10 protein-coding genes are annotated in these 15,741 nt (G+C 69.6%); 1 reads left to right on the top strand and 9 read right to left on the bottom strand.

The features are described from left to right. Positions 1-437: 437 nt before the first annotated feature. Positions 438-2,276, top strand: coding sequence for an RICIN domain-containing protein (locus tag ALI22I_RS47045; protein ID WP_077011983.1), 1,839 nt, complete (start codon positions 438-440; stop codon positions 2,274-2,276). Between the two features lie 127 nt (positions 2,277-2,403). Here the strand turns inward: ALI22I_RS47045 and ALI22I_RS47040 are convergent, their stop codons facing one another. The 9 genes from ALI22I_RS47040 to ALI22I_RS47000 form a co-directional block, all read right to left on the bottom strand. Next, positions 2,404-4,449 (bottom strand): cellulase family glycosylhydrolase, encoded by a 2,046-nt coding sequence (locus ALI22I_RS47040; protein ID WP_179118574.1) that lies wholly within the window; start codon positions 4,447-4,449, stop codon positions 2,404-2,406. A 96-nt stretch (positions 4,450-4,545) separates the two neighbouring features. Next, the gene (locus ALI22I_RS47035) at positions 4,546-6,651 is read right to left on the bottom strand and encodes a beta-galactosidase (protein WP_077011982.1); all 2,106 of its coding nucleotides are present in this window, start codon (positions 6,649-6,651) and stop codon (positions 4,546-4,548) included. Between the two features lie 136 nt (positions 6,652-6,787). Next, complete coding sequence (locus ALI22I_RS47030) at positions 6,788-8,287, bottom strand: glycoside hydrolase family 43 protein (RefSeq protein ID WP_077011981.1); 1,500 nt, start codon at positions 8,285-8,287, stop codon at positions 6,788-6,790. Positions 8,288-8,371: 84 nt separating this feature from the next. Then, positions 8,372-10,333, bottom strand: a complete 1,962-nt coding sequence (locus tag ALI22I_RS47025) for a beta-galactosidase (RefSeq protein ID WP_077011980.1) — start codon at positions 10,331-10,333, stop codon at positions 8,372-8,374. Next, positions 10,330-10,833 (bottom strand): TIM-barrel domain-containing protein, encoded by a 504-nt coding sequence (locus tag ALI22I_RS47020; RefSeq protein WP_077011979.1) that lies wholly within the window; start codon positions 10,831-10,833, stop codon positions 10,330-10,332. Before ALI22I_RS47020 ends, ALI22I_RS47025 begins: the two co-directional genes overlap by 4 nt. An 82-nt stretch (positions 10,834-10,915) precedes the next feature. After that, complete coding sequence (locus tag ALI22I_RS47015) at positions 10,916-11,956, bottom strand: LacI family DNA-binding transcriptional regulator (RefSeq protein WP_077011978.1); 1,041 nt, start codon at positions 11,954-11,956, stop codon at positions 10,916-10,918. A 70-nt stretch (positions 11,957-12,026) separates the two neighbouring features. Next, positions 12,027-13,004, bottom strand: a complete 978-nt coding sequence (locus tag ALI22I_RS47010; RefSeq protein ID WP_077011977.1) for a carbohydrate ABC transporter permease — start codon at positions 13,002-13,004, stop codon at positions 12,027-12,029. Continuing rightward, entirely contained in the window at positions 13,001-13,951 is a 951-nt protein-coding gene (locus ALI22I_RS47005) for an ABC transporter permease (protein WP_077011976.1), read from the bottom strand. The genes ALI22I_RS47010 and ALI22I_RS47005 overlap by 4 nt, the downstream gene beginning before the upstream one ends. Next, positions 13,948-15,624: a Tat pathway signal sequence domain protein gene (locus tag ALI22I_RS47000; RefSeq protein WP_143532794.1), complete on the bottom strand. Its 1,677-nt coding sequence runs from the start codon at positions 15,622-15,624 to the stop codon at positions 13,948-13,950. The genes ALI22I_RS47005 and ALI22I_RS47000 overlap by 4 nt, the downstream gene beginning before the upstream one ends. Positions 15,625-15,741: the final 117 nt, after the last annotated feature.

Below are 15,741 nucleotides of genomic sequence, written 5' to 3'. Positions count from 1 at the left end.
GCCCGCGTCCACAGGTTTCGCCAGAACACCGCCGCGGGAGCCGCCGTTGCGGACCGGCAGTGCGGGCAACCAGTCCGCGCCGGCCGGCCGCAGGGCGGCTCCTGCGGTATCTGCTTGATCGCCCGCCTTCGTCATCGAACCGGTTCGACTGCGCCGCGTCGCGTGATGATCTGGGCAACCGCGCGCCGAAGTCCGCACGCCGTGTCATCGATGCATGTCGATTCGCCGGTCGCGGAGTCGAACCGTTGGGATGAGCGCGCGGTGTTAAGCCCCCGCTGAACTGACTTCTCGGCGTCACGTCGGTGCGGACCGTTGCGCCGCTCGCAGGGCTGCGCGTACGGTCTGCCGTTAGTCGAACCGGTTCGACCCTCTATCCGCCGATCCGGGGTCCTCATGGTTCAACGGCGAACTGGTCCTCCTCTCCCTAGGAGTCACGCGTGGACACGACACCTGACCGGCGGCGTAAGCGCCGTCGCAGTCCCGCTCTTCTCACGATCGGCGCTCTGGTCGCCGCATCCCTCGTCATGACGACCGCACCGGCCCAGGCCGGGGACGAGTCGATCGCGGTCGACTTCTCCGTCGCCGGCGGTTCCCCGACCTACCGGGCGTCCGGTTGGATCTACGGCATGTCCGAGGACGCGTCGGCGCCCGCGGACAACTTCTTCCGCGACGTGAAGTTCCGGTACATGCGTGCCGGTGGCGCGCAGCTCGACAGCCCGGGGGGCTGGGTGTCGGGCAAGTACGACCGCAGGTGGAACGCGACCCGTGCCCAGTTGTTACGTACCCGGTCGCTCGGTGGTGAGTTCATCCTGCTGCCCCACGACCTGTGGGGCGCCGACGGCTACCCGATCTCCCGGTTCCCGGGCGACAACGGCAACTGGACCGACTACGACAACTTCCTCACCCGCTTGATCGCCGACGTGCGGGCGACCGGGGCGCCGGTGCAGTGGGACATCTGGAACGAGCCCAACATCACGCTGTTCTGGAACCGCCCGCAGTCGCAGTACTTCGAGCTCTGGCGGCGCACGTACCAGCGCATCCGAGCCGAGTTCCCCGCTCACCTGATCGTCGGCCCGAGCTGCGCCTGCGTGCCGTCGTCCTCCGGGTGGTGGACTCAGTACCTGGACTTCGTCAAGGCCAACAACGCCGTGCCCGACATCATCAGCTGGCACTCCCTGCCCGGCGACCCGGTCGCGAACGTGGCGACGGCCAACGCCACCCTCGACGCGCGCGGCATCCCGCACCCGCGGCCGTACCAGATCAACGAGTACGGCGCGTCCAACGAGCAGAACCCCGGTGACGGCTCCTGGTACATCGCCCGCCTGGAGCGCGCCGGCGCGGACGGCCTGCGCGCCAACTGGGCGAGCGCGGGCAACCTGCACAACGACCTCGGCAACCTGCTCGTCCGGAACTCGGCGGGGCAGCACCAGCCGAAGGGCGAGTGGTGGGTCTACCGGTTCTACGGCTCCCAGACCGGGCAGATCGCCTCGGTCACGCCCAGCCAGTCCTACGACGGGTTCGCGACGAAGGCGCCGGGTGAGGCCAAGGTCCTGGTCGGTGGTGGCCGCACGACCGGCAACATCGCGGTGAACCTGCGGCGCCTGGACGCCACCGAAGGCATCGTGCTGAACAACCAGGTGCGGGTGCTCGCCGAACGCATCCCGCACAACGGCGGTGCGGCGGTCGGGGGCCCGGTGACCGTCCTGAACACGGTCGTGACCCTGTCCGGCAACGCCACCACCGTGAACCTGCCGCACTCCAACGTCGACGACTCGTTCACCATCACCGTCCTACCGCCCACGGGCACCGGTGACGGCTCCTTCCAGTCCACCGCGGTCGCCCAGCACTCGCAGCAGTGCCTGACCAACCCGAACCGCAGCACCGCCGACGGCACCCAGCAGCGGCAGTCCTCCTGCGGAACCGGTGACGAGCAGCGGTGGAACTTCCGCCCGGTGGCCGGGCTCGCCGACACCTACACGGTCGTCAACCAGCAGTCGGGCAAGTGCCTGGACGTCAACGCGGCGTCCACCGCGGACGGCGCCGCGGTCATCCAGTGGGCCTGCAACAGCGGTGTCAACCAGCAGTTCACCCTGCGGAAGGTCACCTACGCCGGCAACGACCCCGACGACCACCAGCTCGTGGCCCGGCACAGCGGCAAGTGCGTCGACGTCAACGGTGTCTCCACCGCGCAGGGCGCCGTGGTCCACCAGTGGCCCTGCAACCCCGTGACCCAGGGCACCCCGCTCAACCAGACCTGGCGACTTCCCGGTCGCTAGACCCGCACTCCGTGACGGGAACGGCCGCCCCCCCATAAGACCGCCACCAGGAGGCCGCCACGCAGAAGACCGCCGAAGGCCTTTCACGGCCTTCGGCGGTCTTCGCGTCGACCCGATCCCGGTTCGGTCAGGCGGTCGTGCCGGTGACCGACGTGCCCGACTTGGTGACGTAGTACGTCACCTTTTCGCCGCTCCAGTAGTGGAACGTGAGCGTCACCCGCTGGTCGTCCTTGACAGCGCCGAAGAACTCCGCCGTCAGGGTGGTGCGACCGTCCGTGTAGTTGGGCGCGAACGACCGGTCGAACTCCTTGAAGGACGTCCAGTCGTGCGGGCCCGCGTTGGTGCCGTCGTCGTACTTGGCCTCCATCGTGGCGAGCTGGTCGCCGCGGAAGGCCGTCGGGATGGCGAACGAGTCCGTCGTCCCGGTGGCGTCGGACAACACCGGGGTGTCATAGGTGATGACGTAGAACTTCCACGGCACGCCCTGGGAGAAGCGGGCCGTCAGCACCGCGTTCGTGCCGTAGTCCCGCGAGCCGCTCAGCCTTGTCAGCGCCGAGGCGGTCAGGGTGAGCTGGTCACCCTCGAGCGTGTAGTCCCGGCCGCGCACCAGCTTCGTGTTGCCGTGGTACAGGTCGGTGAACGAAGTGCCGTTGAGGTTGAGCGCGATCGTCTTGGCGGTGATGGGGCTCGACTTCGCGTTGAACACCTGGTCGGTGTAGGCCGTGCCGGAGCGGGTCTTCCAGCTCGACTTGATCTGCGCGAACAGCTCCGGGTCGTTCCACTGGAACGAGGTGCGGTTGAAGTGCTGGCCGTTGTCCCACAACATCGTGGTGACCTTCTTGCTGCGCGCCTGGTAGCCGAAGTACTCGAAGAACTTCAGCTTCTCACCCTGCTCGATGGTGCCGGTGTGCCGGTCGAAACCGAGCAGGCCGTACTCACCGATGATCACCGGGATGCCGCGCGCGACGAAGCTGGTGTGAACGCGGTCGAACGTGTCGGTGACGTCCTTCTGGACACCGGCGTCGAAGCGCGTGCCGCCCGCGACGTTCACGCTGAACGGCCAGTAGCCGTAGTAGTGCACGGTCGCGATCAGGTTGGGGTCGTTGAACCCCCGGATCTGTTCCACCAACGGGTCGACGTACACCTGCTCGGACGAGGTGTGCAGGGTCGGCAGGACCAGCAGGCGCTTGGCGTTGTTGCCGCCCGATCGGCGCACGATGTCGTGGAACGACGCGTTCAGCTCGGCGTTGAGCTCGATCTCCTGCGGCTTGCCCGTGCTGCCGGTGAACTGCGGCTCGTTCCAGCTCTCGAACGTCAGCTTGGGCCCGAACTCGGTGAAGGCGCCCGCCAGTTGCGTCCAGATGCTGTTGAACTGGTTGAGCACCTGGTCGTGCTCGGTCGGCATCTTCCAGGTCCACTGCCACGAGTCGTGGTGGAGGTTGATCATGACGTACAGGTCGCGCGCCAACGCCCAGCGCACGACCTCCTTGACGCGGTTCAGGTACGCCGCATCGATGGTGTAGTCCGGCCCCGGGCCCACGCGCGCAGTCCACGTGACGGGGAGGCGGACGCTCTTGAAGCCCTGCGCCTTCACGTTGTCCAGCAGGGCTTCCGTGATGCGCGGGTTGCCCCAGGACGTCTCGTCGCCGGGCATCCCGACCGAGTCCAGCGTGTTGCCGAGGTTCCACCCCGGCTGCATCGCCGCGGTGTGCTCCATCGCGCTGAGCTGCTTCCCGCCGTGGACGCAGGTGACACCGTTGAGCGAGAACGACAACGGCGCCGTGTTCGCTTCCTCCCAGGTGCCGATGAAACCGAACTTCACCGTCGAGTTCGTCGTGATCTTGGCGTTGTAGCTGGCGTCCGCGGCGGTGACCTGGTTGTCGGACTCGGTCACCTTCGCGTTCCACGCGTTGCGGACCTGCTGACCGGACGGCCACTCCCAGCTCAGCCGCCAGCCGTCGACCGCGGCGCCGTGGTTGGTCACGGCGACGTCGGCGTTGAAGCCACCCGACCACTGGCCCGTGACCGAGTACGCCACGGTGCACCCGGCCTCCGCCGCGACGGCCTCGTTCGCCGTCACCGTGATCAGGCTCGCGGTCAGGGCCGCGACCCCGGCCGCCACGACACCGATCCGATGGCGGGCCGGTCGTGTCCTTCTGCGCAATCCGAACATGGAACTCCTCACATCCTCAGGTGGAGCAAACAGCCATGAGAGCGGCGAACCGGTCACGAACCGGTGATCCGCCACTGTTTGTGGAGAGCCGCGGGACTAGTCGCCCGCGGTGAAGATCCGCACATCGCACGCGTCGAGGTGCATGGGCTGGCCGGCGCCGACCGCATCGCCGGACAGCACGTCGGTCAAGTCGCGCGGCGCCCGGACCTCCGTGGGCAGCGGGCTCCAGTTGTGGACCACGTGCACGCGGCGGCCGTCCGGTGACGTCCCGGTGGTCGCGGTGGTGGAGGCAGGCAGGTCGGCCCAGCCGCTGACGGGGACGGGCGCGAGCCAGGCCGCCAGGCTCCGGGCGAGGGCGCGCCCCGGCACGGTGCCCACGCAGGTGACGCGGCCGGCTCCGTGACGGCGGGTGGTGACGGCGGGCCAGCGGCCGAAGTGCGGGTGGTCGTACTCGGCGAGCACGTCCGCGTCCACCGTGGTCAGGCCTTCCGCCCACCGCGTCGCGGTCGCGTCGGTGCCGAGGTCGAGCGGGCTGTCCGGTGCGGCGCGGACGGGCAGCGGAGTGGCCAGGTTGCTGAACTCGTCGTACCACACGCCCGCGGCTACGACGAGCCGCGGCGGGGCCGGCTCGGGCCGTGCGCGCGCCTCGTGGTCCGCGTAACCTGTCCGGGGACCGAGGACCAGGTGACCACCGGCGTGCGCGTAGGCGGCGAGCCAGTCGAGCGTCGCGTCGTCGGCGATGTACAGGCCGGCGGCGATCAGAACGGGGTGGTTTTGCACCGCGGCCTCGGGAGTCGAGCGCTGGTGCAGCTGGCGGGTGTGGATGATGCGCGCCTGCCGGCCCGCCTCGAAGACGCCGCGGTAGAACGAGTCGAAGATGCGGTGGTACGAGGCGTGGTCCGGACCGCCGTCCGCGGTCGCCAACGGCGGGTACTTCTGCATCAGCCACTTGTTCGGCATCGAGTAGACCAGCGCGATGTCGGAGTCCGGCTCGATCCCGGCCACCAGGGCGCCGGCGGTGTCGAACTCGGCGCCGAGGCGGGCGATCTCGGCGTAGACCCGTCCGGGACGACCGCTGTGCGGCAGGACGCCGCCCCAGTGGGTCTCCGCGCCGAAGTGCAGCGTGTGCCAGTGCCAGTACTCCACCATCCGCGCGCCACGCGAGACCAGTGCCCAGGCCGCCTGCCGCCACTGCCCGTCGTAGCCCGGTCGGTTGTCCGACGTGCCGCCGACCGCCTGTGCGTTGGTCTCGGTGATCAGGAACGGCTCCTGGCGGGAGGAGAAGACGCGGTCCGCGTTCTCGTAGAGCGCCCACACGCCGGTGGTCTTCCAGTGCTGCTGCTCGTGGTCGTCGGGTGTCGGATCGGGTAGCACGAGCCCGTCCTGCATGTCGTAGTACGGGTTGCCTGCGGTGACGTCCAGCGCGTCGGTGAGTTCGTCGTCCTCGAAGGCCGGGTGGCCGTAGGAGATGCACGTGGTGACGAACTGGTCGGGGCTCGCGTACTCCCGCACGATGTCCGCCTGCCAGGCGACGAACTCGGTGGTCTGGCGAGCCTGGAACGCTCGCCACGCGACGTCGTACTGGGGCTGTGCGTTGTTGTCCGGTGTCCAGAGGTCGGCCCAGGTGGAGAGCAGGTGCGACCAGTAGACCAGGCCCCACTCCTGGTTGAGGGCCTCCACGGTCCCGTACCGCGCGCGCAGGTCGTCCACGAACCGCTGGAAGAGGCCCTGGTTGTGCGGCAGCCGCAGGCCCGGTTCGTTGTCCACCTGGAAGCCGATGACCGCCGGGTGCGAGCCGTGCCGGACGAGGATCTGGCGGCTCACGCGTTCGGCGTGGAAGCGGAACGCGGGGTGGGTGAAGTCCACCTCCTGGCGGGCTCCCCAGCCCATGCGCTGCCCGGTGGCGTGCTCGGCGGCGATCTCGGGGTACTGCCGGGACAGCCACGGCGGCACGGCGTACGTGGGTGTGCCGAGGACGACGGAGATGCCGCGTTCGTGGGCGCCGTCGAGCACCGGCGTGATCCAGTCGAGGTCGAACCGCCCGTTCTCCGGTTCCCAGGTGGACCACACCGACTCGCCCACCCGGATGACGGTGAACCCCGCTTGCGCCATCAGGTCCAGGTCGGTCTTCAACCGGTCGTACGGCTGGTACTCGTGGTAGTAGGCGGCGCCGAACAGGACGCGCGGTGGCAGTGCGGTCATGGCGTCGGTTCTCCGAACGTGGCGGTGCGGCTGGTGCGGTCAGGAGGTCGTGTGGTCGGCGGGGTCCGTTCCATGGCGGTGACCTTCGCTGTCGTTGGAAGCGTCGCGGCAGGGGACACGCGCGCGCCGCGCCGGGTCAGCCGTCGAGCGACTCGTAGTCGAACCAGTCGAAGTGGACGGTGCCCGCCGTGGCGTGCAGGCCGATGACGCGACCGGTGAAGCCACCCGCGACCTCGGTGGAGAGGTAGCGGCCGTCGAGGGTGGCGAGGGTGGTGAACGTCCCGTCCGGTTCGCCGAAACCGAGGTGGACGGTGTCGGGGCCGGTGCGCGCGTCCCGGAGGGTCTTCTCCTCGTGCACGTCCACGCCCAGGACCAGTGGCCCGGCGGGTACGGCCCGGGACGCGACCACGGACTTCAGCGTGCCGACGCGGGCCACCACCCGCACCTCGCCGGCGGTCGCCTCGACCTCGTAGTGGTGCTCCTCGTCCAGCCTCAACGCGAGGCCACCGGTTCCGCTGGAGGTGTCCACGAGCGTGCGCGCCCGGCAGGACCGGTGCTGCTGGCGGCGGCCGACGAACACGACGTCGCAGTCGTCCAGGGACTCACCGCGCGCGTGGAGGGTCAGCCACCCGGCGCGTTCCTTCGTCGTGCAGTGCCGTTCCTGCCGGTCGCGCAGCGAGATCCAGGCCGGGGGGAGCGCGGGCAGGTCGAAGTCGTCGCGGGACGCCTCGGCCGGACCCGGCCGCAGCGGCCACGGCACGGTCCCCTCGGGCGCCAGCGGGCCGACGACCGGCCAGTCGTCCACCCAGGTCACGGGCGCGAGGAACGTCTCCCTGCCCAGCACGTGCCAGCCGGGGGTCCCGCCGCCCGGCCGCACGCCGAGCAGCACCATCCACCAGGAGCCGTCCGGCCCTTGCACGAGGTCCGCGTGCCCGGTGTTCTGGATCGGGTGATCGGTGCCGCGGTGGGTCAGGATCGGGTTGTCCGGGCACGGCTCGAACGGGCCGGAGGGGGTGCGGCCGCGGGCGATCGAGACGCCGTGGCCGCGTTCGGTGCCGCCTTCGGCGATGAGGAGGTACCAGTAGTCGCCGATCCGGTACAGGTGCGGCGCTTCCGGCGCCTTCGCGCCGGGCGCACCGGACCAGATCCGCCGCGGCGCGTCGAGCACCTCCCCGGTGTGCGGGTCGATCCGGACCTGCGCCACCCCCGCGATCGTGCACCAGCAGGTGCCGTCGGAGTCCCAGGCGAGGTCCGGGTCGATGCCGGGCAGGTCGGGCAGCAGGATCGGGTCCGACCAGGGTCCGGCGGGGTCGGTGGCGGTGACCAGGAGGTTGCCGTCGCCGCTCACGTTCGTGGTGATCAGCCAGAACCGGCCGTCGTGGTGGCGCAGGGTCGGCGCGTAGACACCGGCGGACGACGGCGAGTCGAGCGGGAGGCGCAGTTGGCCCGGCCGGTCCAGGACGTTGCCGATCTGCGTCCAGTGCACCAGGTCGCGACTGTGGAAGATCGGCACGCCGGGGAAGTACTCGAAGCTGGAGCAGACGAGGTAGTAGTCCTCGCCGACGCGGCACACGCTCGGATCGGGGTGGAAGCCCGCGATCACGGGGTTGGCGAACGTGCTGGGGTTCGGTGACATCCCATCAGGCCCTTCGTGGTTGGGGCGCGCTCCAGCGCACCGGTGCGGCACGGCGCACGGTGTGATCGACGGGTTCGGTGAGGGTCAGGGCATCCGGAGCACGGCACAGCCGTGGGACGGCAGCTCGGTCAGCGGTCCACCGGTGAGCAGGTCGTGTGCGGTCTGGGCGAGCGGGACGGTGTCATCGCCGTGGTTGAACAGGAAGCACCACCCGCCGCGGGTGACGGCTTCCACTCCGGGCGGCCACTCGCGGGCCACACCGGCTTCCCGCAGCAGTCGGTCGACCAGCGCGGCGTAGTCGGAGGTGTCGAGGACGGTGGAGAGGTACCAGCCGTGGCCGGCGCCGAAGGCGTGGCGGGTGAGCGCCGGGCGTCCGGCGAGCATCCCGTGGGTGTAGGCGGCGATCGCCTCCGCGCCGTCGAGGTGCAGGTACTCGCTCCACACCGTGCCGTGCGCGCCGTCGGACAGCGTCATCCGCTCCTCTCGGCGCAACGGCCGCGGCTCTTCGACCCGGACGCCGAGGGCTTCGCGCAGTGGCTGGGCCGGGTAGCCGCCGAGGCGGGCGTGGGGGTGCTCGTCGACCACGCCGCTGAAGTGCTGGACGAGCAGCGTGCCGCCGTCGGCGACGTAGCGGCGCAGGTTCGCCGCCCCCGCGTCGGACAGCAGGACCAGGGCGGGTGCCAGGACGAGTCGGTAGCGGCTCAGGTCGTGCTCCGGGTGGGCGAAGTCGGTGACGACCCCCGCGTCCCACAACGCCCGGTGCGCCCGCCGCAGCATCGCGTGGTAGTCGAGGTCCGGCGAGGGCAGACCGTCCGCCTCCGACGCCCACCACGCCTCCGCGTCGTGCAGCACGGCCACCTCGGCGGTCACCGTCGACCCGGCCACCTCCGCGAGCCGGGCGACGGCGTCGCCGACCTCCGTCACCTCCCGGAAGATCCGGCTGTCCGGCCCGGCGTGCGGCACCATCGCCGAGTGCCACGTCTCGGCGCCCGCCTTCGACTGGCGCCACTGGAAGAACAGCGCGCCGTCCGAGCCGCGCGCGATGTGGCTGAGCGTGTGCCTCAGGATGTCGCCCGGGTCCTTCGGCAGCACCCGGCGTTCGGCGTAGACGGTGTTCGTGCCCTGCTCCATGAGCAACCACGGCCGGCCGCCGCCGAACGAACGGGCGCGGTCCGCGCCGAACGCCGTGTCCGCCGCGGCGTCGAGGCCCGGCCTGTCCGGGTAGTGGTCGATGGTCACGACGTCCAGTTCGCGGCCGAACGCCCACAGGTCGAGGTTCTGGTAGCCGGGCAGCATCAGGTTGGTGGTCACCGGGAGGTCGCTGTGGGCGCGGATCGCGTCGCGTTGCTCCCGGTAGGCGGCGAGGGCCAGGTCGGACCCGAAGCGGCGGAAGTCCAGCGTCTGCCCGGGGTTGTGGTGCCATTGCGTGGCGCGTGGCGGCAGGACGTCGTCCCAGGAGGTGTAGCGCTGGCTCCAGAACGCCGTGCCCCACGCCTCGTTCAGCGCGTCCAGCGTGCCGTGCCGGTCGCGCAGCCAGGTGCGGAACGCGGCGGCGGCGTGGTCGCACCAGCAGAGCGTGGCGTACTCGTTGTGCACGTGCCACAGCGCGACCGCGGGGTGTCGGCCGTAGCGCTCGGCCAAGGCGGAGGCGATGCGGCGGGCCGCGTCGCGGTAGGCCGAGGCGGCGAGGCAGTAGGTGTCACGGCTGCCGTGGACGAGTTGGACGCCCTCGGCGGTCACCGGCAGCGCGTCCGGGTGTGCCGTGGTGAACCACGGGGGAGGGGAGGCGGTCGGCGTGGCCAGGTCGACGGCGATACCGTTGGCGTGCAGGCGGTCGAGGTGGGCGTCGAGCCAGGTGAAGTCGTAGCGGCCTTCCTCGGGTTCCAGCAGGGCCCAGGAGAACACCCCGACCGTGGCGAGGTTGACCCGCGCCTGGCGCATCAGTTCGTCGTCCTCGGCCCAGACCTGCTTGTCCCACTGCTCGGGGTTGTAGTCACCGCCGAACGCGAGACCGCCGAGCCGCTCGGTCAGTTCGTGCGCCGTCATGCCTGCTCCTTGCGCAGTGGCAGTCGTGCGTCGTCGCGCACGAACAGCGGGATGCGTTCGATCGGGGCGGCGACGGTGACCGTCTGCCCGCCCGCGTGCTCTTGGCCCGTCCACGCGTCGGTCCACCGGGCTCCGGCGGGCAGGTGCCCGGTGCGCTCCCGGGCTCCCGCGGCGGTGACGGGTGCGACGAGCAGGTCGGGGCCGAGCACGTCGGCCGGTGCGCCCGCGGTCGCCGGGAGGTACGGGGTGACCGAGCCGTCGGTGTCGGCGTCGACCCGCACCGTCAGCGCCCCGTTGACCAGGGTCGCGTGGTGCTCGGCGATGCCGATCTCCGGCTTGCCGCCGGGCGGCGCGTCGAGCAGCGCGCCCGGCAGGTCGTCGAGCACCGGACCGCCGGTCCTCGCGCGAACGCGGACGGCGTCGGGTCCCCACACCTCGATGCGCAGGGTCTCGCCGTTGGCCCGCCATTCGAGGGCGTTGCCGAGATCGCGGAAGTGCATTCGGTGTGCTCCTGGCGGTGGTGAAGGTTCATCGCGTCCGGACCGGTGGCCGACGGACGCGCAGGGAGCCGCTCGCGGTTGTTCAGGGCGCGCTGGGAGTCCGGCTGAGGTGCGGGCCGGTGCTCTCCCGAACGGTCAGGACGGGTCGGAGCAGGACGAGTTCGTCGTCCGGCTCCTCGTCGCGCCCGGCCGCGGTGATCCGCTTCATGACCTGCTCGACGGCGACCCGGCCCAGTTCCTGCGCCGGGCCGGTGACCGCCGTCAACGCGGGCGCGTACTGCTCGGCGAGCAGCTCGGGGCACAGCGCGATCACGGAGGCGTCCTCGGGGACCGTCCGCCCGCTGATGCGCAGCAGGCTGAGCAGCGGGCCGATCGCGCCCTCGTTCTGCACCACGAACCCCGTGGTGTCCGGTCGGTCGGCGAGGATGCGGGCCAGCGTGCCCGCGGTGCTCTCGTAGGTGCCCTCGCACGGCCGGTGCACGAACCGCAGTCCTCTCTCTTCCGCGCGTTCCCGGAAGCCCACCAGGGTGCGCTCGGCGTACCCGGCGTGCCGCTGGTACACACCGGAGCCGTACCCGATGAACGCGACCTCCCGGTGGCCCAGGTCGGCCAGGTGGTCCGCGCACAACGCGCCCGCGGCCCTGAAGTCGTGGTCCACGCAGGACAACCCGCTCCGGTCGTCGGGCAGGCCGATGAGCGCGGCCTGCGTGCGCAACTCGCGCAGCACCGGGATGCGCTCGTCGTCCAACTCGACGTCCATCAGGATCACGCCGTCCGCCAACCCGCTCACCGCGACCCGGCGCACACCCTCCGGGCCCTCGTCGTTGGTGATCAGCAGCACGTCGTAGCCGTGCTGGCGGGCCGTCATGGTGACCGAGATGGCGATCTGCATCATGATCGGCACGTAGACGTCGGCACGCAGCGGCACCACCAAGGCGATTATGTGGGAGCGCTTGGCGGCCAGCGCTCTGGCGCCGGCGTTGGGGTGGTAACCGAGCTCGGCCACCGAACGCTCGACGCGGCGCCGGGTCTCCTCGGAGATCGAGCGCTTGCCGCTGAGCACGTAGCTGACCGTGCTGGCGGACACGCCCGCGTGCCTGGCCACATCGGCGAGTGTCACCATGCGTGATGCTCCTGCTTCTCGTCCTCTTCCGGGCCCGCTCCCGGAGCCCGCGTGCGCACAGTGTGCCGGTTCAGCCCTTGACCGCCCCCGTGAGCACGCCGACGCGGAAGTGCTTCTGCATGAACGGGTACACCACCAGCAGCGGCACGATCGTCAACACCACCACTGCCATCTGCAACGACAGCGGCGCGGTCTGCGAGAACTGCGTGCCGAAGCCGGCGTTGACCGAGCCCGGCAGCCCGTTGCCCCGGTTGACGTAGGTCAGCAGCACGTACTGCAGCGGCCACTTCTCGCTGTCGGTCGGCATGTAGAGCATCACGTTGAAGAACGAGTTCCAGTAGCCGACGCCGTAGAACAGGGCGACGACCGCGGTCACCGCCCGGGACGTGGGCAGGACGATCGACCACAGGATTCGCCAGTCACCCGCGCCGTCGATCCGCGCCGCCTCGATCAGGTCGACCGAGGTGTCGGAGTAGAACGCCCGCAGCACCAGGATGTTGAACACCGACACCGCGCTGGGCAGGATCAGCGCCCACCACTGCCCGTAACCGCCGAGCTCGGTGACGACCAGGAAGGTCGGGATCAGGCCGCCGCTGACGAACATCGTGAGGATCAACAGCACCAGGATGAAGCGGTGGGCCACCGAGCCGGACCGGGACAGGCCGTAGGCGCACAGGATCGACACGGCCATGGACACGGCCGTGCCGACCGCCGTGATGCCGAGGCTGACCAGCAGCGCGTTGCGCACCGTGGAGTCGCCCAGCATCACGCGGTACGCCTCGAAGGTCACGTCGGTCGGCCAGATCACCAGGCCGCCCGCGCGGTTGACCGCCGCCTGCGTGGACAGGCTGGTCACCACGATGATCCACAACGGGACCAGGACCACTGCCACGACCATGCCGAGGGTCAGGCCCTTGGCGGTCTGGCCGGCCGCGGTCGGCGGCTCCTCCCAGACCGGGCGTTTCGCGCGCTTCCGGTGCCGGACGGGCTTGCGACCGGTCACTTCGCGCTTCTCTTTGGTGCGTTCGATGGTCAGCGTCTCGGTCATTTCCGGTACAACCCGTCTTCGCCGAAGGCGTGCGCCAGCTTGTTCGCGCCCCAGATGAGCAGCAGCGAGATGACGCTCTTGAACAACCCGGCCGCCGCGCCGTAGCTGTAGTTGTTGGTGGCGATGCCGTAGTAGAACGCGAAGGTGTCGAGCACGTCGGCCGCTTCGTGGCCGACCGCCTCCCGCTGGATCAGGAACTGCTCGAACCCGACGGTGAGCGCGTTGCCCAGGCGCAGCACCAGCATGAGCATGATGACGCCGGCCATCCCGGGCAGGGTGATGTGCCACAGCCGCCGCCACCGCCCGGCCCCGTCCACCGCGGACGACTCGTACAGATCGGTGTTGATGGCGGCGAGCGCGGCGAGGAAGACGATGATCGACCAGCCGGCTTCCTTCCAGATCGCCTGCGAGGTGACCAGCAGCACGAATGTGTCGGGGTTGGTCATGATGTCCCAGGTGCTGATGTCGTTGCTGCGCAGGAACTGGTTGAGCAGCCCCGCACCGCCGAACATCTGCTGGAAGATCGTGATCGCGAGCACCCACGAGAAGAAGTGCGGCAGGTAGGCGATGGACTGGATGAGGTTGCGCAACCGCTCGCTGAGCACCGAGTTCAGCAGCAGCGCCAGCGCGATCGGGATCGGGAAGAACAGCACCAGCTGCACGAAGCTGAGGTAGAGCGTGTTGCCCAAGGAACCCCAGAACAGCGAGTCGTTGAACAGGTACTCGAACTGGTCGAACCCCACCCACTCGCTGTTCCACACCCCGACCAGCGGGTTGTAGTCCTGGAACGCCGTCAGCAACCCGAACAGCGGCACGTAGTTGAAGACCAGCAGCAACGCGACCGCCGGCACGGTCATCAGCAGCAGCGACCGGTCGCGCCGCAACCTGACCCGCAGGCTCAGCCTGCCGCTCTTCCGTGCCGGCGGTTCCGTGTCAACGGTGCTCACTGACCGGTCCCGTACTTCTGGAGGACGTTCTCGTCCATCCACTGGATCAGCTTGTCGCCTCCGCTCGACTTCCAGGTGGTGATGGCGTCCTTCACCTCGGAGACGGGCTTCTTGCCGTGGTAGCAGTCCTTGATGGCGTCCTCGACGGCCTGCGCCGCGTCGGCGGTGGCCATGGACCGGGGCAGGCTGATGTTCATGTTCCAGAACACCGGCTTGCGCAGGTACTTGACGTTCGCGGCCTGCCAGGCGGTGTAGTCCTTGGTCACGACATCACCACCGGGGTTGCTGATCACGGCAGAAGGCGCGGCCAGGAACGGGTAAGTCGTGGCCTGGACGTTCTTCTTGCCCTCCTCTGTGGCGGTCGGCACCCCGTTGACCATCGTGTGGTGGACGCCCTCGACCCCGAAGTTGATCAACGTGTACTCCGCCGAGCCGAACGGCGCGGCCAGGTAGTTCGCGACCGCCAGCAGCTCCTCGATCTGCTCGGGCTTCAGGTTGATGTTGAGGTAGCTGAGGATCCTGGTGGAAGCGCCCATTTCGATCACCGCATCGCCCTTGCCGTCCGCGGTGAAGAAGTTGAAGGCGCCCCGCCGGTAGTTCGGGTTGGCGGCCGTGCCGGACTGGTGGTCCGACAGGTTCCAGGCGCCTCCGCCGCCGCCTCCGATCAGCGTCTTCCCGGAGTAGAAGCGGACGCCTGCGTTGGTGTTGTCGCCCGCGATCGCGTCCGGGTGCAGGTAGCCCGAGGTGGCGAGCTTGTAGTGCCAGTCGAGGGCGTCGAGCAGCTCTTCCATCTCGTACTTGTGGACCAGCTTGCCGTTGTCCACCTTCCACTTGAGGGGCACGTTCCAGGCAGGGAACATGTACGTCCACACGTCGTCGAACGCCCACACGCCGCCCTTGGCGTCGGTCAGCTCCTTGCCCAGGTTCATCAGGTCGTCGGCGGACTTCACCTGGTCGGCCGTGATGCCCTTCGCGTCGAGGACGTCGCGGCGGAAGAAGGTGGTGCCGGCGATCGAGAACCCGGTGGAGAACGACGGGATGCCGTAGAGCTTGTCGCCCCAGGCGCCCGACTGCCAGGCGCCCGTGGGGAGAGCCGCGAGGTTGGGGTACTTCTTGATGTTGTCACCGGACAGGTAGGGCGTCAGGTCCGCCAGCTGCGTCCCGGCCAGCTCGCCGAGGCTGAAGTTCGAGCTCCACCACGCCGGCAGCTGGATCCAGTCCGGCAGCTTCTTGGCGGCGGTCATGGTGGGGACGATGGTGGCGTAGTTGTTGCCGTCCGCCGGCTTCATGTCAAGCGTGACGCCCAAGGCCTTGTTCATGGCCTGGTAGAACGAGTTGTCGGCGGGCGGGATGGTGCCCCACAGCGGCGTGACGGTCGTGTACCTGCCGCCCTTGCCCGGGATGCCCGAGACGGTGGCGATCCGGTTCGACGGGTAGGTCAGGAAGCCGGGGTCGGTCATGACGTCCGGCCCGCCCGCCACCGCGGCGATGTCCGCCTTGATCGCGTTGCTCGGCACGTAGCTCGGGAGCGCGGACTTGAGGGCGTCGCTGTTCGCACCGGTCGCCTGCTGGGCGCCGCCGCCGCAGGCGGACAACAGGCCACCCATGGCCGTGAGTCCCACGACCGAGGCCGTGGTGCTCAGGAACCTTCTGCGATTCAGCTCAATCCCCATGACAGGGCCCACCCTTCTTCGTTGAAAGCGGTGTGTCGAAGCGCTTGACGATGTCGGGAGAGTAATCATGTGACGTGGCGCACGGCAAGGGTCAGTCACCAAGCAAGATGCGAGCTT

Source organism: Saccharothrix sp. ALI-22-I, assembly GCF_001984175.1.
In the GTDB taxonomy this organism is placed as follows: domain Bacteria; phylum Actinomycetota; class Actinomycetes; order Mycobacteriales; family Pseudonocardiaceae; genus Actinosynnema.
Note: the sequence above shows the minus strand (reverse complement) of the source record. Positions and strands in the feature narration are given on the sequence as shown.